General features: G+C 45.1%; 22 protein-coding genes, 1 tRNA gene, 1 rRNA gene and 1 riboswitch. Of the genes, 11 read left to right on the top strand and 13 right to left on the bottom strand.

What is annotated here, in order from left to right; translation table 11 throughout:
* Window positions 1-54 precede the first annotated feature (54 nt).
* Window positions 55-1,604: ribosomal RNA gene (locus M1D90_RS05235) — 16S ribosomal RNA — on the bottom strand.
* Between the two features lie 538 nt (window positions 1,605-2,142).
* Complete coding sequence (locus M1D90_RS05230) at window positions 2,143-3,243, bottom strand: GntR family transcriptional regulator (protein ID WP_023856004.1); 1,101 nt, start codon at window positions 3,241-3,243, stop codon at window positions 2,143-2,145.
* Between the two features lie 161 nt (window positions 3,244-3,404).
* Window positions 3,405-3,504, top strand: a riboswitch (TPP riboswitch).
* A gap of 111 nt (window positions 3,505-3,615) precedes the next feature.
* Between M1D90_RS05230 and thiT the strand changes: the two genes are divergently transcribed.
* Complete coding sequence (gene thiT, locus M1D90_RS05225; protein ID WP_101561540.1) at window positions 3,616-4,200, top strand: energy-coupled thiamine transporter ThiT; 585 nt, start codon at window positions 3,616-3,618, stop codon at window positions 4,198-4,200.
* A gap of 41 nt (window positions 4,201-4,241) precedes the next feature.
* Here thiT and M1D90_RS05220 read toward each other — a convergent pair whose 3' ends face one another.
* Window positions 4,242-4,799 carry a class D sortase gene (locus tag M1D90_RS05220; protein ID WP_023856005.1) on the bottom strand — a complete coding sequence of 186 codons (558 nt, stop codon included), beginning with the start codon at window positions 4,797-4,799 and terminating at the stop codon, window positions 4,242-4,244.
* Between the two features lie 106 nt (window positions 4,800-4,905).
* The gene (locus tag M1D90_RS05215) at window positions 4,906-5,901 is read right to left on the bottom strand and encodes a processed acidic surface protein (RefSeq protein ID WP_020452707.1); all 996 of its coding nucleotides are present in this window, start codon (window positions 5,899-5,901) and stop codon (window positions 4,906-4,908) included.
* Between the two features lie 179 nt (window positions 5,902-6,080).
* Here M1D90_RS05215 and M1D90_RS05210 point away from each other — a divergent pair, with 179 nt between their 5' ends.
* The 6 genes from M1D90_RS05210 (at window position 6,081) to M1D90_RS05185 (ending at window position 10,465) form a co-directional block, all read left to right on the top strand.
* On the top strand, window positions 6,081-6,269 hold the full coding sequence (locus M1D90_RS05210) for a hypothetical protein (protein ID WP_003184678.1): 189 nt from the start codon (window positions 6,081-6,083) through the stop codon (window positions 6,267-6,269).
* A 124-nt stretch (window positions 6,270-6,393) separates the two neighbouring features.
* Complete coding sequence (locus M1D90_RS05205) at window positions 6,394-7,506, top strand: response regulator aspartate phosphatase (protein WP_065643909.1); 1,113 nt, start codon at window positions 6,394-6,396, stop codon at window positions 7,504-7,506.
* Window position 7,507: 1 nt separating this feature from the next.
* Complete coding sequence (locus M1D90_RS05200; protein WP_269426586.1) at window positions 7,508-7,636, top strand: hypothetical protein; 129 nt, start codon at window positions 7,508-7,510, stop codon at window positions 7,634-7,636.
* Between the two features lie 79 nt (window positions 7,637-7,715).
* On the top strand, window positions 7,716-8,363 hold the full coding sequence (gene pcp, locus M1D90_RS05195; protein WP_023856007.1) for a pyroglutamyl-peptidase I: 648 nt from the start codon (window positions 7,716-7,718) through the stop codon (window positions 8,361-8,363).
* A gap of 123 nt (window positions 8,364-8,486) precedes the next feature.
* Window positions 8,487-9,143 carry a potassium channel family protein gene (locus tag M1D90_RS05190; RefSeq protein WP_020452710.1) on the top strand — a complete coding sequence of 219 codons (657 nt, stop codon included), beginning with the start codon at window positions 8,487-8,489 and terminating at the stop codon, window positions 9,141-9,143.
* A 2-nt stretch (window positions 9,144-9,145) separates the two neighbouring features.
* Entirely contained in the window at window positions 9,146-10,465 is a 1,320-nt protein-coding gene (locus tag M1D90_RS05185; protein ID WP_023856008.1) for a TrkH family potassium uptake protein, read from the top strand.
* Window positions 10,466-10,475: 10 nt separating this feature from the next.
* Here M1D90_RS05185 and M1D90_RS05180 read toward each other — a convergent pair whose 3' ends face one another.
* Window positions 10,476-11,390: a DMT family transporter gene (locus M1D90_RS05180; protein WP_020452711.1), complete on the bottom strand. Its 915-nt coding sequence runs from the start codon at window positions 11,388-11,390 to the stop codon at window positions 10,476-10,478.
* Between the two features lie 116 nt (window positions 11,391-11,506).
* On the opposite strand from M1D90_RS05180, the gene M1D90_RS05175 reads away from it, so the two are divergent.
* Window positions 11,507-11,992 (top strand): DinB family protein, encoded by a 486-nt coding sequence (locus M1D90_RS05175; RefSeq protein WP_033155020.1) that lies wholly within the window; start codon window positions 11,507-11,509, stop codon window positions 11,990-11,992.
* 45 nt (window positions 11,993-12,037) lie between these two features.
* On the opposite strand, the gene M1D90_RS05170 is transcribed toward M1D90_RS05175, so the two are convergent.
* From M1D90_RS05170 to betB, 3 genes are all read right to left on the bottom strand, one after another.
* The gene (locus tag M1D90_RS05170) at window positions 12,038-12,619 is read right to left on the bottom strand and encodes an MOSC domain-containing protein (RefSeq protein ID WP_020452713.1); all 582 of its coding nucleotides are present in this window, start codon (window positions 12,617-12,619) and stop codon (window positions 12,038-12,040) included.
* Window positions 12,620-12,728: 109 nt separating this feature from the next.
* On the bottom strand, window positions 12,729-13,937 hold the full coding sequence (locus tag M1D90_RS05165) for an iron-containing alcohol dehydrogenase (RefSeq protein ID WP_020452714.1): 1,209 nt from the start codon (window positions 13,935-13,937) through the stop codon (window positions 12,729-12,731).
* Window positions 13,938-13,954: 17 nt separating this feature from the next.
* Window positions 13,955-15,427 (bottom strand): betaine-aldehyde dehydrogenase, encoded by a 1,473-nt coding sequence (gene betB, locus M1D90_RS05160; RefSeq protein WP_023856011.1) that lies wholly within the window; start codon window positions 15,425-15,427, stop codon window positions 13,955-13,957.
* Between the two features lie 321 nt (window positions 15,428-15,748).
* On the opposite strand from betB, the gene cudC reads away from it, so the two are divergent.
* Both cudC and M1D90_RS05150 read left to right on the top strand, forming a co-directional pair.
* Entirely contained in the window at window positions 15,749-16,303 is a 555-nt protein-coding gene (gene cudC, locus M1D90_RS05155; RefSeq protein ID WP_023856013.1) for a choline uptake/conversion transcriptional regulator CudC, read from the top strand.
* A 120-nt stretch (window positions 16,304-16,423) separates the two neighbouring features.
* On the top strand, window positions 16,424-18,052 hold the full coding sequence (locus M1D90_RS05150; protein ID WP_023856014.1) for a sodium:solute symporter family protein: 1,629 nt from the start codon (window positions 16,424-16,426) through the stop codon (window positions 18,050-18,052).
* Window positions 18,053-18,096: 44 nt separating this feature from the next.
* Here M1D90_RS05150 and M1D90_RS05145 read toward each other — a convergent pair whose 3' ends face one another.
* Window positions 18,097-19,014 carry a class I SAM-dependent methyltransferase gene (locus M1D90_RS05145; protein ID WP_023856015.1) on the bottom strand — a complete coding sequence of 306 codons (918 nt, stop codon included), beginning with the start codon at window positions 19,012-19,014 and terminating at the stop codon, window positions 18,097-18,099.
* Window positions 19,015-19,190: 176 nt separating this feature from the next.
* Complete coding sequence (gene alr / locus M1D90_RS05140; protein WP_020452719.1) at window positions 19,191-20,372, bottom strand: alanine racemase; 1,182 nt, start codon at window positions 20,370-20,372, stop codon at window positions 19,191-19,193.
* A 324-nt stretch (window positions 20,373-20,696) separates the two neighbouring features.
* On the opposite strand from alr, the gene M1D90_RS05135 reads away from it, so the two are divergent.
* Entirely contained in the window at window positions 20,697-21,878 is a 1,182-nt protein-coding gene (locus M1D90_RS05135; RefSeq protein WP_456283173.1) for an oxalate decarboxylase family bicupin, read from the top strand.
* Between the two features lie 74 nt (window positions 21,879-21,952).
* On the opposite strand, the gene M1D90_RS05130 is transcribed toward M1D90_RS05135, so the two are convergent.
* From M1D90_RS05130 to M1D90_RS05120, 3 genes are all read right to left on the bottom strand, one after another.
* A tRNA-Ala gene (locus M1D90_RS05130) sits at window positions 21,953-22,025 on the bottom strand.
* Window positions 22,026-22,140: 115 nt separating this feature from the next.
* Window positions 22,141-23,127, bottom strand: coding sequence for an ADP-ribosylglycohydrolase family protein (locus M1D90_RS05125; protein ID WP_216919651.1), 987 nt, complete (start codon window positions 23,125-23,127; stop codon window positions 22,141-22,143).
* 98 nt (window positions 23,128-23,225) lie between these two features.
* The gene (locus tag M1D90_RS05120; protein WP_101561531.1) at window positions 23,226-23,864 is read right to left on the bottom strand and encodes a hypothetical protein; all 639 of its coding nucleotides are present in this window, start codon (window positions 23,862-23,864) and stop codon (window positions 23,226-23,228) included.

Here is a 23,864-nt window from a genome sequence, read left to right as displayed (position 1 = left end):
AAACGCACCTGTCTATAAGACCGCAAGGTCTTATATTCCGTATAATATCCTTAGAAAGGAGGTGATCCAGCCGCACCTTCCGATACGGCTACCTTGTTACGACTTCACCCCAATCATCTGTCCCACCTTCGGCGGCTGGCTCCAAAAGGTTACCTCACCGACTTCGGGTGTTACAAACTCTCGTGGTGTGACGGGCGGTGTGTACAAGGCCCGGGAACGTATTCACCGCGGCATGCTGATCCGCGATTACTAGCGATTCCAGCTTCACGCAGTCGAGTTGCAGACTGCGATCCGAACTGAGAACAGATTTGTGGGATTGGCTTAGCCTCGCGGCTTCGCTGCCCTTTGTTCTGCCCATTGTAGCACGTGTGTAGCCCAGGTCATAAGGGGCATGATGATTTGACGTCATCCCCACCTTCCTCCGGTTTGTCACCGGCAGTCACCTTAGAGTGCCCAACTGAATGCTGGCAACTAAGATCAAGGGTTGCGCTCGTTGCGGGACTTAACCCAACATCTCACGACACGAGCTGACGACAACCATGCACCACCTGTCACTCTGCCCCCGAAGGGGAAGCCCTATCTCTAGGGTTGTCAGAGGATGTCAAGACCTGGTAAGGTTCTTCGCGTTGCTTCGAATTAAACCACATGCTCCACCGCTTGTGCGGGCCCCCGTCAATTCCTTTGAGTTTCAGTCTTGCGACCGTACTCCCCAGGCGGAGTGCTTAATGCGTTTGCTGCAGCACTAAAGGGCGGAAACCCTCTAACACTTAGCACTCATCGTTTACGGCGTGGACTACCAGGGTATCTAATCCTGTTCGCTCCCCACGCTTTCGCGCCTCAGCGTCAGTTACAGACCAGAGAGTCGCCTTCGCCACTGGTGTTCCTCCACATCTCTACGCATTTCACCGCTACACGTGGAATTCCACTCTCCTCTTCTGCACTCAAGTTCCCCAGTTTCCAATGACCCTCCCCGGTTGAGCCGGGGGCTTTCACATCAGACTTAAGAAACCGCCTGCGCGCGCTTTACGCCCAATAATTCCGGACAACGCTTGCCACCTACGTATTACCGCGGCTGCTGGCACGTAGTTAGCCGTGGCTTTCTGGTTAGGTACCGTCAAGGTACCGCCCTATTCGAACGGTACTTGTTCTTCCCTAACAACAGAGTTTTACGATCCGAAAACCTTCATCACTCACGCGGCGTTGCTCCGTCAGACTTTCGTCCATTGCGGAAGATTCCCTACTGCTGCCTCCCGTAGGAGTCTGGGCCGTGTCTCAGTCCCAGTGTGGCCGATCACCCTCTCAGGTCGGCTACGCATCGTTGCCTTGGTGAGCCGTTACCTCACCAACTAGCTAATGCGCCGCGGGTCCATCTGTAAGTGGTAGCTAAAAGCCACCTTTTATAATTGAACCATGCGGTTCAATTAAGCATCCGGTATTAGCCCCGGTTTCCCGGAGTTATCCCAGTCTTACAGGCAGGTTACCCACGTGTTACTCACCCGTCCGCCGCTAACATCAGGGAGCAAGCTCCCATCTGTCCGCTCGACTTGCATGTATTAGGCACGCCGCCAGCGTTCGTCCTGAGCCAGGATCAAACTCTCCATGAAGTTTGATAATGACTACGCACATTCGCATGTACGATTTATTTAATGAATTAACAGGTACGTTTGTCTTGTTTAGTTTTCAAAGATCATTTCCGCCTCTCGAAGAAGCGACTTTACTAATATAACATTCTATCATCGTGAATGTCAACAACTTTTTTCAAAAGATTTTCGAAGTTGTTTTTATAAAGCCTCCTTTTTAGGGGCGGATACTAATATAACATCTATTTTCGTTTTGCACAATAGCTTTTTTAAAAAAATAATAATCAAATGATTTGGACTCAGATGATTCCTGATCATCTCGACCTCCGGCAGTTGACAGCATTTATTTCTTCTTACTGCTTTCTTCTATATAAAAGTATACAGCGGTCTTTAAAAATTGATTTGCTAAAGCTGCACATGGTCCAAAGCTTCGAGGATAACATTAAACTCTCCGTTATCAGCTTTTACTTGAATAAAAAGCTCCTCATTCCGGAGCTTTGTAACAGAATATATATTCTTCTCATTTTCATTCACGCTGGTTGGCGGATAAAGATTGTGCAGCCTACCTTTTCAGCTTGGCGGTCGAATGTCTGACAACCAGTTCAGGTTTGTAGACGGTGGAATGTTCAAGCTGATTCGTGTTGCGTCCCTCAACTTTGGCAATCATCCATTTTGCCGCCTCAATCCCCATCTGCATTTTCGGATGAGTGACTGACGTCAGCTTCACTTCAGATGCCTCGCTCAAATGTGAGTTGTCATATCCGACAATCGAAATGTCTTCCGGCACTTTCAAACCGAATTCCCTCACGACATCCAACACCAAAAGCGCTATCTCGTCATTATAGCAGAATATGGCAGTCGGACGGTCTGATGAAGAAAGCCGCTTCCTGGCTTCAGCTATCGTTTTTTGTTTTTTGTTCTCTGTTGTGTACGTCACGACCATTTCAGGGTAAAACGACAAGCCGTTTTCTCTGAAAGCACGGATAAATCCTTTCATCCGGTTGGCGCCCTGCATATCGTCCTGTTTAAAGAAACCGAACACTTTTTCATGGCCGAGTTTAATCAAATGCTCAGTGGCGATAAAGCCGCCGTGTTCATCATCCAAAATGAAATGGGGTGGATTTAGCTCCTGATAAAATTGGTTGATCATCAAATACGGAATATGATGTTGTTCAAGCGTCAGATAGTAACTTAAATTCGGGTTAAAGCTTCCTGTTTTCGTCGGCTCCACGATCAACCCAGCAATTTTTTTATCGAGCATATTCACAAGGCATTGTTTTTCTTTTTCAATGTCATTATTGGTGCTCGCGACGACAAGGGTGTATCCTTCGCTGGACAGTGACGATTCGATTCCTCTTATAATAGAAGGAAAAATGTAATCCGAAAGGTAAGTCGTAATAACCCCGATCATCTTATTTCTTTCCCTTCCTTTTTCAGAAAGCTGAAGACGGTGAGAGCAATACGTCCCTGAGCCCTGCTCTCTGTATAAAAGCCCTTCATGAACAAGGTCGCCAATCGCTTGCCGGATCGTGTGCCTGCTTACATCAAATATTTTCATCAATTCGTTTTCCGAATGAATTTTTTCCCCCGGCTTCACTTTGCCTTCATATATCCACGATTTAATTTTATTTTTCACCATGCTGTATTTTGTAGGTTCACTCATCAGATCAACCCTTTACTGATCTTGTACGTACGAATACGTTCTATTATAAAGGAAAAGATGTTTGCATTGCTACATATTGGAGAAATTAAGCAAAATTTTTCGAAAAATCAGCTTGTCGTCCGTTTCTTTTTTTAGTATAGTAGAATATAACTAAATAACTTGATGACCACAAGGGGAGCCTCGAGGCTGAGAGTGAACGACCGTTCTGACCCTTTGAACCTGTTAGTTAACGCTGGCGTAGGGATGTGGCAAAGTCATTTCTAATTGCATCCAAAGCAGTGCGTGGAAAACTTTCCTACTCCTTCCCCGCATTGCTTTTTTTATTGGGAAAGAAGTCCAGTATCCCTTTGTTCATCAAAAGTGAGGGTTATGATGAATCAATCTAAACAACTTGTACAGCTGATTGAAATTGCGTTTATGACAGGAATAGCACTTATACTTGATATGGTGTCCGGAATGTTTTTAAAAATGCCTCAAGGCGGTTCAATCGCAGTCATGATGATTCCGATCTTCCTGATTTCCTTTAGATGGGGGCTGAAGGCAGGGCTGGCAACCGGGTTTTTAGCCGGATTGCTTCAGTTTGTCACTGGAGGATTTTACGTTTATCATCCTCTGCAGCTTCTTCTTGATTATTTTATCGCGCCTACGGCCGCGGGTATCGGCGGCTTTTTTGCCGGATCGATCAGAAACGCTTCAATCGAGAAACAAAAAGGAAAGATCATTTTCTATGTTACGCTGGCCGTCTTTCTCGGAAGCGGACTGAAATTTCTCGCTCATGTCATCAGCGGCGCTGTCTTTTTTGGAAACTATGCGCCTGAAGGCACTCCGGTATGGATTTATTCCTTGGTATATAATGGAACATATATGCTTCCGTCTTTCATTGTCTGCACAATTGTCCTTTGTTTACTGCTGCTAACCGCGCCAAAACTCCTGGAAAACAGATCAGACATGAGATAGCATAAAAAAACAGCGGACTCGCCTGAGATTCCGCTGTTTTTTTATGATTTAATCAAATCTGCGACCAATATATACCGCTCCGGTGCTGAACCGATAAAGTCAAAAGGATAGCAGGTGGAAACCGTCAATGTTGCTCTCGGCTTTGGTACAATCACCGTCCGGTCATCCGCATCCACGATCCGCACCTTTTTCACTTTGTATGTAAAAGTTCCGTAGGAAGCTTCAACAATTAACTGATCGCCCTTCCCCACTCGGCCGAGTTTTCGGAAAACCGTATCCCGGTGGCCTGATAAAACCGAGTTGTCATCTTCTCCAGGCAGAACGGAACCAGCGAAATGGCCCACGCCTTTTTGCAGCTCGTCTTCATCTGTCCCGTGATATATAGGAATCCTTGCATTGATTTTCGGAATGACAAGATCACCGATTTTCTCCCCGGTTTTAAATGTTTGATCAATCACCGTTTTTTCTTTTTTCGCCGTCTGAATCGGAGGTTTTTCAGGCTTTTCTTCTTCTTTCATCTGCTGAAATGAAAAAAGAGCGTAGCCGTGCATTAACTTGAACACATTCGTTGTTGTAAAATAAGCGCCGCACACAACCATCACAATAGCTGCGAGCCAGATGATTTTTTTTCGATGTGCCTTAATTTCCTTTCACTCCTTATAAAAACTTCCCATTCTCTACATAATTAGAATGGGAAGTGACATGTTAAGCCGCTTTGCGAAGCCTTCTGATCATGAAGAATCCGCCAAACATCAGAACGGCGCCTAAGATCGACCATTCCGCGTAATGCCCGGCTGTCTTTGGAAGCTTTGCACCTTTAACCGTCTTTTTCACATGAGATGGCTTTGAATCATGTTTGACAGCCGTTTGGGTTTGCTTCACTTTTGACCCTGTATCATGAATTAAATCAGATCCGATCATGTCAGGCGTCAGCAATACATCCAAAATGAAGTTGCCTTGCAGATCGTATACTTCCACCAGAAGGCTTGCTCCCTTCAGATCTTCCGCGCTGACAAGCGTTGTCAAAGACACTTCTTTTTTCTTTCCGTCTTTAACAAGATAGTATTTTGTTTTCACTTCAAGCGTCTTCTGAAGATCGTTTAAAATGGATAGCATTTCAGCGATATCCTGAGCTGACAGCTCTGATACAGACTCGAAATCGGCTACCGCTTCAAGACGTTCTCCAAGAGCCATCAAATCATTTTCAAGGTTTGGATTTTTATCGCGCACCTTTCGGAGATGATTCACGAGCCTTTCCCACTCCTGATCATCCACACCCAATTCTTGAAACAGGTTCCCGATCTGAAAATCGTCTTCTTCATATGTCACAGTGAAAAGCGCATCATCCAATTCGTATTCAAACATAAACACGTCGAGAATGTTTTGGCCGCTTTCCATATAGCCATTTTCAACAAAAAGGTCAGCCGCTTCTTTTTCGCTCAATCCGTATTCTTTTAAATAGGATGCCAAAAGTTGATTAGTCAGTCTTTCCCCTAAAAAATCTTTCAACTCTTCCACCGACTCAAAATCTTTTAAACTTTCATCATATGTATCCTGTAAATAAGCTTCCAATTCTTTTTCTGTCATTCCTATTTCTTCAAGATACTCTTGAAGCTCGGCCTGTTTCGGCGCGGCAAAAGCACCAGCTGCCGGCACTAAAACCAGGATGCAGACCAATAGTGACATCAGCCTTTTTTTCATTTCTTATGACCCCCTAAATTTATCTTTCATTTTGATTATAGTGGAAATATTTTTAAAAACATGTATTGTAATTGAAAATCTTTTCGTCTATAATATTTTGTTCTTTTTCCTGTTTAAACAGGCATAATCTTCCCCTCTATTGAATGTAATATAGTAAAGCGAATAGAGGAGGTATGCAAATGAACCCTTACTATATGATGCTCTTATGTTACGTCCTATCGATCATCCACTTTTTAATAGGCTACCGGGAAGCCCTGAAAATAAGCGGAGCTGACGGGCTGGTCAACGGAACCGCAATGATCTCCTGTATTCCGCTTGGCGCGGTTTTCGCTTTTTTCGCGCACTTTTTTTGGAAAATGACGATTTAATTTCAGAAATGAACTTTTCACCGGCGAACTTGCATTTCAGCGTTATTCACAGACGGCAGCAGTTTATGCTATGATTAATAGAACTTCAATTTACAAAAAATTCACAAAGATTGGAGGGAAGAGAATGGCCAAAGCCGTGGCTTCACAAGAAGTCGCCAATATGCTCAACGACTGGTACATACTGATGAAAAAAAGAGACATTTCAGGCTCAATCGAAATGAAAGATGACATAGATAAAGCAATTGAAAAAATGGAAGAAGATCATGACGTTCTACTCTATTATCAAATGCTCGATTTTCGCTTAAGGCTCCTTCTTGAAGATATCTCCCAATCTTCCACCGAAAAATTGGAGGCCATCAGTTTTCAAGACAAAGATCCAAAAAGTACGGACGACAAGCTGAATTATTATTTTTACCTGTTTAAAGGGATTTATGAGGACTACAAGCAAAACCATACAGAAGCGCTCAATTTTTTCAGAATAGCGGAAAAAAGACTGAGCGTCATTCAAAATGAAATTGAAAAAGCTGAATTTCATTATAAAATCGGTGTTTTGTATTACAACTTAAAAGCGACATGGCTGTCGATTCATCACATCAACATTGCCTCCGGCATCTTTCAAGGGTATGACGGGTATGCCAAGCGGGTCATCAACTGCAAAATGCTGATCGGGCTCAATTATATTGACCAATTTAAGTTCTCCGAAAGTGAAGTATTATTAAAAGAAGCGATCGAAAAAACCGAAAAAATCGGCGACCAATACCTTTTACCGTGTACCTACTATAATATGGGCTTTTTGAAGAGTAAGGAAGACAAGCAGGAGGAAGCGCTAAAGTATTACAATAAAGCTTTTGCAATCAAAGATTTTGAAACGAAAGCCAAGTATGCTTACCTTCTTTGCGTTTATGAAAACACAAGGTCTCTTTTCAAAACCAACGCACACAAACAAGCATTTAAATGGATCGAAGTAGGCTTTAAAAAATCCCGCGAAATGAACAGCGAAATTTTCGAATTGAAATTCAAAATTTTATATACATTATATTCTGATACACAGAATAAACTGGAAATAATCAAGGACTATGTTCACCAGTTAGAAAATGAAAAAGCCTGGGTAGATTTGGAGGAATTATTGATGGATGTAGCGAATTACTACAGGCGAGAAAAGTTATATGAAGAAGCCATATACTTTTACATTAAAACAGACAAGGCGAGCAAGCTCGCTGGAAGAGGAGGAGAATAAAATGAAAAAAGTATTATTAACAGCAGTTGTATTAGGCGCAGTTATCGGCTTTTCATTCGTAAACCATGCACCGGAAGCGGCTTCTCAAGGAGATCAGGTACTTCTGGCATCCCGGGGATCAGGAGCATAAAATATTTAAAAAAATACCCATTCAGACATCTTCTGAATGGGTATTTTGCACTTTATATTCATATTCAGGAGGGATCGATATGGGAAAGAAAGTACTGCTGACAGGTTTTGACCCCTTCGGGGGAGAAACGGTCAATCCGTCTTGGGAAGCTGTAAAACGGCTGAACGGAGAAAAAGTCGAAGGCGTCTCTATCGTGGCGGAGCAGATCCCGACCGTCTTCCATCATTCAGCGGCCGTTTTGGAAAAAGCGATCGAAAAGCACCATCCCGATATCGTCATTTGTGTAGGACAAGCAGGCGGCCGGGCTCACATTACTCCGGAACGCATCGCAATCAACATCGATGACGCCCGCATTCCGGATAATGAAAAACGGGAACCGATCGATGAACCGATCGCGGCAGACGGGCCTGCAGCTTACTGGTCCGCGCTTCCGATCAAACTCGTTGTGAAAGAGTTGAGAAAAAACGGAATCCCGGCCTCCGTCTCTAATTCAGCTGGAACATTCGTATGCAACCATCTTTTTTACCAGTTAATGCACCGTATAGACCGCACCTCGGCAAACATCCGCGGAGGGTTCATCCACATTCCGTATCTCCCCGAACAAACAGTCGATAAGCACGAGCCGAGCCTCAGCCTTGAAACGATCGTCGAAGGGCTGAGGATAGCCGCCGTCGTCTCTGCCCTTCACGAAAAAGACATTCGCGAAACCGGAGGCTCGCTCAGCTGAAACCGAAGCCGCCTCAAGGCGGCTCTCCGGATTCGCACACTTCCGGATTCTTGTACATCCCTGTGTGTTTTTCTTTTAAAAAAGTAAACACTATAAGAAAAACAGATAAAAGGGTGAACACGGATGCAGAAATCTTATGCCGTTTTCGGGCTCGGTCAGTTCGGCGGCAGTCTTGTCAAAGCCTTCCACGCAAAAGGGGCAGAAGTTTTAGGCATCGACAAATCCGAAGAAAAAGTAAACGAATATTCTGCTTATGCAACCTACACCATTTGCGCCAATGCCGTTGATGAAAATACATTGAAACAAATCGGGATACGCAACATCGATCACGCCTTTGTATCATTCGGCGATGACATTGAAGCAAGCATTCTGACTTCGCTTTTGCTGATTGAAATGGGCGTTCCCAAAGTATGGACGAAAGCGCAAAATGACTATCACCAAAAGGTTCTCCATAAAATCGGCGTCCATCGTATCATTCATCCCGAAAAAGATATGGCCAAGCGGATAGCCAGCCATATCACCTCGGAAAAGATGATCGATTTTGTTGAGCTGTCGCCAAATTACAGCATCGTCGAAATTGTGGCAACAAAAAAGCTGGACAAAAGAAGCCTGGGGGATATCGATGTACGCGCCAACTTCGGCTGCAACATCGTCGGCATAAAAAGAGACGGGCATTTCATCATCGCACCGAGCGCTGATGACTTGATATACGAAAACGATATTTTGATTGTGATCGGGCAAAACAAAGATATTGAGACCTTTGAAAAAAAGGGCGATTAACCGTGAAGTTTAAACAGATTCAATTAAGCCCGTCCCAACTGCTCGTGCTGGTGTTTTTATTTTTCATCATATTAGGAACTCTTTTATTGAAGACCCCGGCAGCGACGTCTAAACCCATAGGCTGGATTGATACGCTTTTTACATCGACATCGGCGATGACTGTTACCGGCCTAGCCGTCGTTGATACAGGCACGGATTATACGTTGTTCGGTCAGCTCATGATCCTCGTTCTCATCCAGATCGGGGGACTCGGCATCATGTCATTTGCAGTGCTCATTTTTATCATGCTCGGGAAAAAAATCGGCCTGAAAGAACGGCTGTTGATTCAACAGTCTCTCAATCAAACTTCTTTAGGCGGGATCATTAAGCTCATCAAGAGTTTGTTTATTTACTCCTTCGCAATTGAAATGCTGGCCATGCTGATACTGGCTGTCAAATGGGTACCTGAATACGGTTTCGCACGCGGCGTCTACTACAGCCTGTTCCACGCGGTTTCCGCCTTTAACAATGCGGGATTTTCCATTTGGCCGGACAGTTTAATACGGTATAAAAGCGATCCGCTCGTCAACTTGGTGATCAGTTTTTTGTTTATCATCGGCGGGATAGGGTTTACCGTATTGTCTGATCTATGGCATAAGCGGAGCTTGAAAAAGTTAAGCCTTCATTCGAAATTGATGATATACGGTACGTTTATCATCAATTTGTCAGCCATGATCTTTATTTTTCTGCTTGAGTATCAAAATCAAAAAACGCTCGGCATGCTTCCGCCAGCTGAAAAACTTTGGGGCGCCTATTTTCAGGCCGTGACCCCGCGAACAGCCGGGTTTAACACGACAGATATCGGAAGCCTGCACGAAAGCACGATCACACTTTTGCTCCTTCTTATGTTTGTCGGAGCGGGGAGCGCATCCACCGGCGGAGGAATCAAGCTGACGACGTTTCTTGTCATTCTCCTGTCGGTTATCACTTTTTTAAAAGGCAAAAAACATATTTCGATAGCAAAAAAAACGCTGAAAGACCAATTGATCATTCGTTCGCTCGCTATTTCGACTATCAGTGTGCTGTTGATTTTAGCGGCTGTCTTTATTTTAAATATGACAGAACCTAAGCCGTTTTTGGCGATTTTGTTTGAAGTCGTATCAGCCTTCGGCACGGTCGGCCTGTCAATGGGGATTACGGCTGACCTGACCCCTGTCGGAAAGATACTGATTATTTTCATTATGTTTCTCGGAAAACTCGGACCGCTCACATTGGCGTTTTCCCTGGCCAGACCTGAACAGGAAAACATCCGCTATTCAAGCGAAGATATTTTGACCGGATAAGGTGCAAACTTTAAAGCGCCTTATGTGTTTTCCCTTTCACGGACGGGACGGTGTTTTTCCTCATGCTTTGCGAGGCCATGAACAAGATAATACCTGAAAAAATGACCGCTCCGCCGATCACCTGCGTCATCATGACGGATTCGTCTAAAATCCAATACGCCAGCGCAACCGCTCCGACAGGTTCAAATAAAATCGCCACAGAAATCATATTTGTGCTCAGCCATTTCAGCACCCAGTTAAACAGCGAGTGCCCGAGCAAAGTCGGAATGACGGCAAGCAGAAAGAAATACCCCCAATCTGACGCAGGATAAGAAAAAAAGGCGGCGCCCGAAAACAGACAGTACAGGCATAAAGTGATGGCGCTGATTCCATACACAATAAACGTGTAAACGGTCAAACTGTGGCGTTTTCTGACATGCTGGCCAAACAGCAAATATGCCGTCACAAGCGCGCATGCCAATAGTGCAAGAATGTCGCCGTAGAGCGCCTGGCCGCTTACTTTGAAATCCCCCCAGCTGATGTACGCGCTTCCGCCGATCGCGAGAAGCGCACTGATGATTCCAGCGAACGACACTCTTTCTTTAAATAAAAAGTATGTACCGATAAAAGAAAAAATCGGCTGCAGCGTCACAAGAACAACCGAGCTCGCCACTGAGGTGTATTCAAGCGAACGAAACCATAAAATAAAATGAAATGCCAAAAAGAACCCCGCTGCCGCTGAAAACAGCCAGTCCTTTTTCGAAAAACTCAAGACTTCTTTTCTTTTTCCCCAGAAAAAAGGAAAGATCAGCAAAGCGGAAAAAAAGAGACGATAAAAAGCGATGATTCCAGCGTCAGCCGTTGACAGTCTGACAAAGATGGCGGAGGAAGACACAGCCAGCACCCCGACCACTAATGCGATATACGGGTACAATGTTGTTCTCAAATAAATCCTTCCTTCTATTCATTTTTCTTAAGCATATCCGATGGCGATGCGAAAATCGAGTGTTTTTTGGTTATTTTACCAGCCTGCGATATGGTACAGTAAAAACAGGAGGGGATATGATGAGCATTTTTAATGAAGCGAGAAAAGAACTTTGGAGCGAGATTCAAGGCCTGTCAGACGAAACGCTGAATAAAAGGCCCTCGGAGGACGAATGGAGCATTCAAGAAGTGATCGACCACCTGAAAAAAATCGACCTGATGGCACTTCAAATCCTAAAGGAACAAATCAAGCATGCACCGGTCAAAACAATCGAAGATAAACCGGTGCATCAGTCGGAAGACAGAAGCTCCAAACGAAAGGCGCCCCCATATGCAGAGCCTGAAAGAAAAACGGCGGATGCTTTAACCCTCAAAGCTGAGCTCGACAATGTCAGAACACAATTAACTTCAGTCATCGCCGCCTTTCATGATGAAGATTTTCAAAGGGTGCTGCCGCATCCGGTTTTCGAAGAGCTTACGGTCAGACAGTGGCTCGACTTCATCGGCCATCATGAAAGAAGACATATTAAACAGATCAAGGAAATCAAACAGAAACTATTATAATACACGGAAAGCCCCGGCTTTAGAGGCCCGGGGCTTTTCATCCGCTCAGGCAAACGACCTGGCGTCTTTCGTGGCAGCAGGCGAATACGCCCACACTTCTGCCTGGTCGCCTTGATGGATCAAGCCGGGGCGTTCGACGACGCAGACGATTCCCCTTCTTCCGATCGCATGGCGCACAAAGCGCGAAGCAAGCTTCGGTTTGTCGGGAAACTGCTCCTGAATGACTTCTCCGGGCTGAATGCACGGCTCGTTCTCACCCTCGCTCAACAGAGAGGCGCCGCTTGGAAAAACGATTCTGCTTCCTTCTCTTAATGAAGTTAAATCAGGCAGTCCGCTTAATGCGATATTAGCCCCGAGCCATTCCGGAAGGACCGCAGGAACGTTCAGCCGTCCGGCAATCTCAAGACACTCTTCGACCGAGACAATTGAAATCTGCCTCCTGTTGAAAATCTCCGTCCCTCTTTTATACATCGGCTCCCTTGCTCCCGCTTTTTTCGTCAGTCCAAAATGCAGATCACCCGGTATTCCCCCATAATCAATCACAATCTTTTCTTGTTTCTCTGTCACAAATGACGGTGTGTCCGCTATGTATACGTTCTCTGCAACAGCCGTGTGCTTTTTCCACATTCAACCCATCCCCTTTTTTCAAGATGTGATTTATTTTACAATGCATCCCTTTTTTTCTCAAATTGAGAAAGCCCGCTGTGCGTTCACACAGCGGGATTCATGCATTTCTTTATACAGTTTTCGGGGTTAGATTAAAGCAGCGTTTGTAAATCCAATTGTACGCTTTTTCGTTCAGGTCTCTCGGGTTTCCGACCGTTTGCGGATCTTTCATCGCTTCTTTTGAAAGGCGGTCGATCATGTCAGGTGATACGCCTTGCTCTTCAAGACTAGGAATCTCCAAGTCTTCCACAAGCTGATACATCCAGTTCACTGCAGCTTTAGCCGCTTCCACTGTAGACATGCCGCTTGTGTCAATGCCGAACGCTTTTGCAATGCGGGCAAATTTTTCAGGGTAGCCTTTCCAGTTGTATTCCATTACAGGACCCATCATCGCCGCCACACATTGGCCGTGCGCGACAGGAATGATTCCTCCGAGCGTCTGGCTCATCGCGTGAGCAGCGCCTGCAGATTCGCTTCCGTAAGAAAGGCCTGCAAGCATAGCCGCCTGCGCCATGCCGTATCTCGCTTCAAGATCTTCCCCATCGGCAAACGCTCTGCGGATGTAATGTGCGCCGTATTCGATGGCAAGAAGGGCCACCGCGTCAGTTATCGGCTGAGCAAATTTCATCGTATAGCACTCGATGGCGTGAGCCAAAGCGTCAACGCCGGTCATCGCTGTGACGTGCGGAGGCATTGATACATGCAATTCAGGATCGATAACTGTCAAGTGAGCAGCAATCAGCGGGCCGCCCGTATTGAATTTAAATTCACGCTCTTCATCTGTGATAACCGCCCATTGTGTAACTTCTGAGCCGGTTCCGGCAGTCGTCGGGATCGTTGTAAGCGGAGGAATCCGGTTTTCAAGAGGCTTCTTTCCTTCTGCCGCTTCATAGTCAAGAACCGAGCCTTCATGAGTGGCTTCGACTCCGATCGCTTTCGCCGTATCCATTGAGCTTCCGCCGCCGACTGCTACAAGGCCGTCGCAATTTTCTTCAGCATACAGTTTGGAACCTTCAGCGACAAGACGGACAGGCGGATTCGGCTCGACTTTATTAAAGACGACAACTTCAACGCCTGCTTCCTGAAGGGATTCAACGACCGGGTTTGTTACACCTGCTTTGTAGATGCCGGGGTCTGTGACAAGCAGTGCTTTTGAAACGCCAAGTTTTTTCACTTCTTCACCCACATGTTTAACGGCTCCGATTCCGTGCTTAATGACGGTCGGGATTTCAAACGTGTGGAATTTGTTCATCGCTTCTACTTTCATATTTAAAGTCATGAATAATCTCCTCCTTCTTATGCTTTAAACCAATTGACAGCCGCCGGTTTCGTATTGCGGTAGACGTGCTTCACTTCTGTGTATTCTTCAAGGCCCATGCGGCCAAGTTCGCGGCCGATGCCTGATTGCTTGTAACCTCCCCAAGGCGCTTGTGCGAAATAAGGGTGGAAGTCATTGATCCAGACGGTTCCCATGCGCAGTTTGGCAGCGACGCGTTCCGCTTTTTCGATGTCTTTTGACCAAACGGCGCCGGCAAGGCCGTAAATCGTATCGTTTGCAAGTGAGACAACTTCTTCTTCTGTTTTGAATGTTTCAACTGTTAATACAGGACCGAATACTTCTTCCTGAACGATTCTCATATCTGATGTACAGCCCGAGAAGATTGTCGGCAGATAGAAGAATCCATTTGCAAGTTCAGGGTCCTCCGGACGCTTTCCGCCTGTTTCCAGCTTGGCGCCTTCTTGCAGGCCAATTTCTACATATTTTTCAATTTTGCTGCGGTGCTCAGCTGAAATGAGCGGACCGCTCTGTGTCTCCTCGTGGAATCCGTTGCCAAGTTTGATTTTTTTCGCACGCTTGACAAGCTCTGCGACAAACTCGTCATGAATGGATTCTTCAACGAGAAGACGAGCACCCGCGGAGCAAACCTGTCCTGCGTGGAAGAATACCGCATTCAGCGCCTGGTCAACCGCTACGTCAAAATCTGCGTCTTTAAACACAATATTCGGATTTTTTCCGCCAAGCTCAAGCGCAATTTTTTTCACATTCGTACTTGCAGCCTGCATGATTTTCTTTCCGGTTTCAATTCCGCCGGTGAAGGAAATTAAGTCGACGTCTGTATTTCTGGCAAGTTCATCGCCGACAGTGGCTCCGGGGCCGAGAACAAGGTTGGCAACCCCTTTAGGCACACCGGCTTCTTCCATCAGCTTGAAGATCTTAATGGTTGTCAGCGGTGTGATTTCACTTGGTTTGACAACGATCGTGTTGCCCGCTGCCAAAGCCGGAGCGATTTTCCAGCTAGCCTGCAGAAGCGGATAGTTCCATGGTGTGATCTGCCCGCAGACACCGACCGGCTCCCTGACAATTTCGCTTTTAGAATCGGGAATCGGTGAAGAAATGACTTCTCCGCCATCTTTATCCGCAAGCCCTGCATAATATTGAAATACGTTTGCAATATCATCCATATCGGCTCTGCTTTCTTCAAGCGTCTTGCCGGTGTCAAGCGATTCAAGCTCTGCCAGCTCTTCGTGGTCGCGTCTGATCAGTTCGGCGATCTTTAATACGATGTTGCCTCGTTCAAGACCCGGCGTATTCGCCCACTCGCCGTCGTCAAAGGCGCGGCGCGCTGCGGCAATCGCCCGAACAGCGTCTTCTCTGTCTCCTTCACTGACGGTTTCAATATGCTCTTGATTGTAAGGGTTGATAATTTGGCGGGTTTCGCCTTTTTTGGCGCCCACCCACTTTCCGTCAATGAAAAGTGTTTGACTCATAAAAGCAGCCTCCTCATTACGCAAAGTTTGTTAAATAAAAATTTAACGTTTTGAACACTTTGAATTTATCATGTGCCATTTTTTGTGTCAAAGAAAATCAGGCTGATTATTTTTTTTGAATTTTATATGAACGCAGTACTCACACGGGCTGAGGCCATTTGAAAAAAAATTTTGATTTTGACATTTGAATTTCTTTCGTTAAGATAAAGAACATACAGAAATAACTTAACAAACTTAACGCGGATTTCAGATTAATCCCCGTTTTTCCGGGGCATTGAATCTGCAATGCTGATGTTCCGCTCCTGTGAAAGGAGGCAAGTAATGGACAATCCCCGTGATCTTTCAGCAAAAGAAGCGATCGCACAGGCAAAAGATCTTGTCATTGATTCAATCGCAGAAACGATGGATCTGTACGGCATTACCCGGAGTGCGGGTATTTTGTACGGAACCATGTACCTTTCGGATGAAATGACACTGGACGAAATGCGGGAAGAACTGCAAATGAGCAAGCCCAGCATGAGCACAAGCGTAAAAAAACTCCAAGACTTAAACGTCGTCAAAAAGACATTCCATAGAGGAAGAAGAAAACACAGCTTTGTTGCTGAAAAGGATTTCTTCAAATTTTTCACAAGCTTTTTCCCGCAAAAATGGGAAAGGGAAGTCAAAGTGAATCTCATGGCCATTCAAGACGCTCAAAAAGCATTGGAGGACATCGTCGAAAGCGATGGGCTTGACGAAAGTATAAAAGAAGAAGCGAGAACTCTTTATGACCAGTTGGAACAGTCAAAACCGTATTATGACTGGCTGCTGAGACTCGCGAAATCTGTCCAATCCGGAGAGATTTTTGAGTTTATACCGATTGATAACAAGGAATAAAAAGGTTTTATCCGCTCTGAAGTCAGCAGTTTGCATACTTCCCAGAGTGGCGCAAAACCTTTTTTCACATTTTAATTTCAAGAAAATTCGAAAAATTATTACCGGAGGCGATGTGCATACATGAATTATGCTGAGAAGAAAAAAAACTGGATCAAATTAGGTATTTTTGTGTTGTTTGCGGGAGGCTTACTCGCGTATATCGGCATTTCGAATGCAGACATTCATTGGGGCGGCTTTATCTCCATGATGATATTCTTTGCTTTCACCTATTATTTAGGCGCTTTTTACGCAGCAAAGAAATCAAATTCTTTTTCTGATATGATCGTGGCAAAAAGGAGCATGCCGTTTTTCGTCGGAATGGTGACGATGGCCGCAACATGGGTCGGCGGCGGATATATTAACGGAACGGCCGAATCGGCTTACAGCGACGGTCTCATCTGGGCCCAGGCACCCTGGGGCTACGCATTAAGCCTGATTATCGGCGGTATTTTCTTCGCCAGAAAAATGCGCCGTCATCAATTTATGACCATTATCGATCCTCTCGAACAGCGCTTCGGTAAGCGGATGGCCGGTGTTTTATATATACCGGCGCTGTTAGGAGAATTGTTTTGGAGCGCCGCGATCTTAACGGCATTGGGCACGACTTTCGGAATGATTCTGAATATCGATTTCCAAACGTCGATTATTCTTTCGGCGATGATCGCCATCGCTTATACGGTGGCCGGAGGCATGTGGGCAGTCGCTTTCACAGATGTCTTCCAAATGATCATCATTTTGCTCGGGCTGTTTTTAGTCGTCCCATTTGTGTTGTCAAATGTCGGTTCATTCGATATCGTATGGGCAAATTACAGGCACGATTTCGGAAGCAGCGCCAATCTGTTTCCGCCGTTGGACGGCTGGAAAAATCCTGAATGGGGAAACCTGTTTTGGAACTGGTGGGATAATGCGCTCCTCTTAATTTTCGGTGGTATCGCATGGCAGGTGTACTTTCAGCGCGTTCTTTCGGCAAAATCGGAAAACGCCGCCATGTGGCAGTCGATTATTGCCGGAGTGATCTGTATCATTGCCGCCATTCCGTGCGTGATCATCGGAGCTGCCGGAAACAGTGCGGATTGGAGCCTGTTCGGAGCGAGCGCTCCGGATAACCCGGCGATGATTTTGCCGCAAACGCTTGCGTATTTAACGCCGGGAATTATCGCTGGCATCGGTTTGGGTGCAATTGCAGCTGCCGTTATGTCAAGCATGGACTCATCGATTCTATCGGCATCATCAATGGCCGCATGGAATATTTACCGTCCGCTGATCAAGCCGAAGGCCACCCAAAAACAGCTGCAAAAAGTCGTCAAACGCTCAATCATTTTGTTCGGCGCGGGAGCAGCGATCATCGCGCTGAATGTCAAAAGCGTTTATACTTTATGGTATTTGGCATCGGATTTAGTTTATTGCATTCTTTTTCCCCAGTTAACAATGGCCCTCTTTTATAAAAGAGCAAACCTGTACGGGTCAATTTCCGGATTTGCAGTTGCGGTCATTCTGAGGCTGGGCGGCGGTGAACCCGCATTCGGCATCCCGCCGCTTCTGCCGTATCCGATGATTGAAGACGGCACAGTCCTCTTTCCTTTCCGGACGCTGGCTGCGGTTACAGCATTTATGACGATCTTCGCTGTGTCCGAATTGACGCAGCGCAAATGCCCTCCTAAACAGCTTGTACTCCCCCAAGAAAAACAGAAAGACGATCGCGCGGCTTAAAATAGGAAAAACGCCCGGCCCCGGGCGTTTTTCTTGATTCGTGTTTAATTTTTCACGGCATGAATGTAGTGAATCGTTTCAAAGGCTGACAGATCATCTTTTCGATTTTTAAAATAACGCTCTTGAATATCCGACGGTGACAAATGCTCATAAACGAGCAGTCCGGATTGCTCCAGCATATGCTGGATTTCCTGATACGAATAGCATGACTTCATCGGTTCTCCGCCTGCCGCTGCCATTTTCACCATATTTTCCACCCTGTTGGAGAAACCTTTTTCTTTGAACAGGTTTTCATCCGCATAATCAAAAACGATCGAACTTCCTGAAGGAAGATCAGCCATTAATTGTCTCAGCAATTTTTCGGTTTCTTCCTTTGTTAAGTAGTAGGAAACGCCCAAAAAGCTAAAGAACGTTTTTTTGTTAAAATGAAAACCCTTATCAGCCAATTCTTGATAAGAAAATGCCTTGGCAAAGTCCAAAGGAATAAAATGAAGGTGGGCCGGGATGTGAAAACCTGCTTTGTCCAGCCTTTCCTTTTTCCATTTTTGTGTCGCCGGATGGTCAATTTCAAAGATATCAATTTTGCCTTTTAACTCTAGGTTCCGAAAACAAAAAGTATCCAGCCCTGCCCCAAGAATCACGTATTGTTCTGCTCCAAATCGAATCTCATGGTGCAGCACGCTTTCGCAATATGCGGCACGCGCGAGCGGCGTCGGAGAGAGCTGAATTTGTGTGACCCATTTTAATATTTCTTCATCGTCTCCCTCGTATTTTTCCGCTATATCTTTGTTGAAGAACTGTATACCTTGAATGAAACTGTTTTTAATATCAGAAAATTCTTGTTGGGAAATGAGCGTTTTGGCTAGATTGTCATCAAAAATTTTTGGTTCATCATATTGGCTGTGATAAGCTCTGCCAAAAGCCGAAATAAGAGACGTTACACTCGATTCATCTTTTTTCATGTCGTACACTCCTTCATCAAACGCAAAAAAAATAGGATTCTCCCGGCCAGGAGAATCCTATTATACACACCAATATTCAATTAGTAAATTATAGCATAAATAAATTTTTTTGTCAAGAATTTGCACTTTTCCTATTTTATCAATGATCGAGAAAACAGCCTGTGAGTATGGGAAAACTACACGTATAACAGCGGGGTCGACTTTTTAAAAATCTTGCCGTCTCTTATATAAAAACGGGGGACGCGCCAGCTTATTGTAGATACCACTTCATAATTGATCGTATCAAGCATTTCCGCAACTTCATCAACGGAAATTTCAGCTCCCTTTTGCCGGCCGTAAATCACGACTTCCTCTCCTTGTTTACCTTCGCTCTCTCCCAGACTGACCATTATCATGTCCATTGTTACTCTTCCCGCCACCGGCACCCGTCTTCCGCGGTGTAGAATAAATCCGCGATTGGAAAGTTCACGGGAATAACCGTCAGCATAGCCGACCGGAATCGTGGCAATCACTTCCCCGCGCTCCGCAACATATGTAGCGCCATAACTAACGGTCCGCGGTTCTGTCAACATGGTTTTCACATAAGCGATGCGCGCCTTCAAGCTTAGTGCAGGCACAAGCTTAACGAGATTGAGCTGCCTGATATAATCGGAAGGATATAATCCATACATTCCGATACCTAGGCGAATCATATCAGCGCTGAATTCCGGAAAAGCGATCGCCGCGGCCGTGTTGTTCATATGCACCGTAGGCAGCTTAAAGCCTTGTTCTTTCAGAAAGCGGAGAAAGCTGATAAACTTTTCGTGTTGAATCATGGTTAGCTCAGTATCCGGTTCGTCAGCTGTGGAAAAATGCGTGAAAATCCCTTCCCATCTGAGGTTTTCACTTGCCGCCAGCGCTTCCACAATTGCTAAAAGCCTTTCTTTTGTGCGTACACCTAAACGCCCCATGCCGGTATCCACATTGATATGAACAGACAGCCGGTCAGGGGTTGCTTCTGTTTCCAATATCTCGTTCGCTTCTTTAATCCAGTCAACTTGAAATGCTGATAACGATATATTCCAAGCTGCCGCTTCTTTCACACAGCTAAGCGGGGTGAAACCGAGCACAAGGATCGGTGCGTCAATCCCCGCTTTTCGCAAAACGACCGCTTCCTCCACCGAGGCAACGGCGAGCTCACTCGCGCCGTTTTCCAGTGCATGGCGTGCCACTTCCACCGAGCCGTGACCATAAGCGTTCGCTTTTACGACAGCCATAATCTTGCTCCTCTTCGGAATATGCCGCCGAAATGCGCGCAAATTTTTTTTAATCGCATCAAGGTTTACCTCTACCCAGACTTCCCGGCAAAGCTTTTTCATCAACGCTCCCTTCTTTCTTGTCACATAGTATTCATTCATGTAGCCGTTCGAAAATTGCCCGGATGCTTTCTATCTCATTCTTATTCAGCTTCGGGCGAAATCATTCAGTCAGTAATCGTTAGCGGTGGAAGGCAAACAGCAGGAGCCCGTGCCGTGCAGACTTTAAATCGAAGGTTTTCTTCTGCTGCCAAAGGAAATGCAAATCTGTCCATCTAGTTTTTTTAAAAGTGTCTTAAGAAGGCTCCGATTTTTTTCGATTTGATATATTTTAAGCGTCCCTGTCATAAATTTCGGTATACACGACCTGTGAAGGGAGCTTTTTACATGAAAAGAACAGCCGGGACTCCAGCTTGGTACAATCGCGTGCCTCATCCAATAAGACACGATGGTGCGGGCGCGACTGATTTTGGGCCCCGCGACGTAATGCGGGATTTAGAGAATCCCGACATGTTCGTTCCTCCAAAAACAGATGCCGGAGCAATCCCCAATTTAAAGTTTTCTTTTTCAGACACACATATGCAGTTAAATCATGGCGGCTGGTCGCGCGAAATAACTGTCCGGGAGCTGCCGGTATCAACGACGATTGCCGGCGTCAATATGCGGCTGACGCCAGGCGGGGTGCGCGAGCTGCATTGGCATAAGCAATCGGAATGGGCTTACATGATTTTGGGCCATGCGCGCATTACCGCCGTCGATCAGGACGGCCGAAACTTTATCGCCGATGTCGGCCCCGGGGATTTGTGGTTCTTTCCCGCCGGAATACCGCACTCGATTCAAGGGCTTGAGGATGGCTGCGAATTTCTCCTCGTTTTTGACGACGGGAACTTCTCCGAGTTCGATACCTTCACGATTACAGATTGGTTCGCACACACACCGAAAGATATTCTGGCCGCGAATTTCGGTGTACACGAAAGCGCCTTCGCCCGCATCCCCGACAAACAGCGATACATCTTCCAAGCAAAAGTGCCGGGACCGCTCGAAAACCAAAAAGTGCCCGACCCGTATGGAACCGTACCAAAAAGCTTCGCTTACAGGCTGTTTGCACAAAAACCTATCGTAACACCCGGCGGAACGGTGCGAATTGTTGATTCTTCAAACTTTCCAATTTCGACAACGATCGCCGCCGCGCTCGTCGAAGTCAAGCCCGGCGGAATGAGGGAAATGCATTGGCACCCGAACAACGATGAATGGCAGTACTATATCACAGGAACCGGGCGAATGACAGTATTTGCGGCAAACGGGACTGCCCGCACCTTTAATTACCGGGCGGGTGATGTCGGGTATGTCCCATTTGCCATGGGGCATTACATTCAAAATACAGGCAGCGAAAGCCTGTGGTTTTTAGAAATATTCAAAAGCAGCCGCTTTGCAGACATTTCATTAAATCAGTGGATGGCGCTGACTCCAAGAGAGCTGATTGAAGAGCATTTGCATGTAGGACCGGAGCTGATGAACGCTCTGCGAAAAGAAAAATGGCCAGTCGTCCAATACCGTACAGACAGATAGGCCATCACCCCGCAAAAATGGATCGCGTAAAAAAGGCAACAAAAAAACCCTTGAATGATCAAGGGTTTTAAAGATGGAGCATAGCGGGCTCGAACCGCTGACCTCTACACTGCCAGTGTAGCGCTCTCCCAGCTGAGCTAATGCCCCGTATATTTAAGACATGATTTATTATAGATGGATTTTTGGAGAAAAGCAAGCGGTTTTTGATGTGAAAAAGAAAATGCTCTGTCAGCAGGCATTTTCTTTTTCACCTAGACAAGCGCTATTGCTTTGATTTTTCAAAACAGAACTGAGTGAACCTTTCAGACAAATCCAGAATGTCATCTATCCTAGCCAAGGCAGTGATCCATTCTTCCGGGATGCTTTCCATTTGATCATACATTCCAGCCATCGTACCTGTAATAAAGGCAATTGTATCTGTGTCTTCCCCCAGGTTCACTGCTTCCAATACAGCATCAGAATAACGGTCTGAATTGAGGAAACACCACAATGCCGCTTCTAAAGAGTGCACAACATAGCCGTCTGACATGATGTTTTCTCTTTTAACACTCGCAATGTCATCATTAAGTATCCTCTTATACGAAGAAAACTCATTTTCATACTCGGTTCCTCTCAAATTCTCCACACAAGAATGGACTGCTTGTTTATACGCCTCTTTAGGAGAATGATCAAACAAGTTTATTAAGAATTCTATATAAATGATACATCCCAGCGTAGATCGGGGATGACGATGTGTAATAAATGCCCACCTTTCGATCTCAGCTTGTCTTTTTGAAAAATCTGATTCGTTCCATAGCATAAAAGCCAACGGAGATATTCTCATCAATGCTCCGTTTCCATTATCAAACTCAGACGCTCCGCCGCATTGTTCAATTGGAACGCCCCTTTTGAAGCGCTCGATTGCATCATCAGTCGCTCTGCCAATATCAAACATGCTGCCGTATGGAGTCCAGTACCCTTCCCGATACGCAGCAAACTTTTTCATCAATTCGGTCTCATCTTTTTCTTCGATCAGATTCTCCATTAAACACAAAGTGAGTGATGTATCATCTGACCATGTCCCAGGCGGTTGATTATAAGTCCCGTACCCTATCATTCCAGTGATATTTAAGTTTCTAGCTTTAAATTCCACAGGGACGCCCAGCGCATCACCGATAACCCCGCCAAGGATAGTGGAGTACAGTCTTTTTTTAAATTGTGAGATATGGTTATCATTGTTCCACTGAAACGATATTATTCTTCTTTTCATTTGGCACACCCGCTTTGTTGATTCATCTTGAAAACGCATGGAGATCGATTTCCATGCGTTTTAGTTTTATTTGCTCTTCTTTTTTTAAACCCATTCAATTAATTATTAAAATAGTCACTAACTATTCTATCTAATTTGTCGTTTCCTTTTTCATTTTCAGAAAGATATTCTATAAAAAAATTATCAATTTCTTCATTTTTAAAATGACTAATATATAAGAACAATGTTTCCAAACTATGATTTGTTGTCCACTCTTTCAATTGTCTGCGTCCTATCTTAATCGAATCCTCTATAAAATAGTCATCCTTTATTTCCATTAATAATTCTAAAATAAAGTCTCTCTCATCCTGATTCTCTCCTTGCAATATCTCGCGCATTTCATCTTGACTCATTTCTTGTATATATATATCCTTTTTTGCCCTCCAAAAATCATCTAAGGAAGTACCATCTTCCTCATAAAACATGGACCAAAATCCACTATAAGAAATAAATTTATGAGTAAGCTTATACTCATCTTCTGCTATTTTTTTTTCAACATAATTAGAATTGTTGTTTGAGACAGTTTTAAAATATTTTGCTTCATATGGAATTACACTTCCGTAATCATCCTGAATTCTAAATGAGTTATAATTAATTTCTTCATCATTTTTTTTATACTCACATTCATAAACGGAATAGATTTTGTTTTGTGTTATATCAGGTAAACTATTGTCTCTTTCTATACACTTTACTCTCAT

The sequence above is a fragment of the Bacillus sp. JZ34 genome (assembly GCF_053903205.1).
The sequence above is the reverse complement of the archived record's forward strand: the minus strand, read 5'-3'. Positions and strand labels throughout refer to the sequence as shown.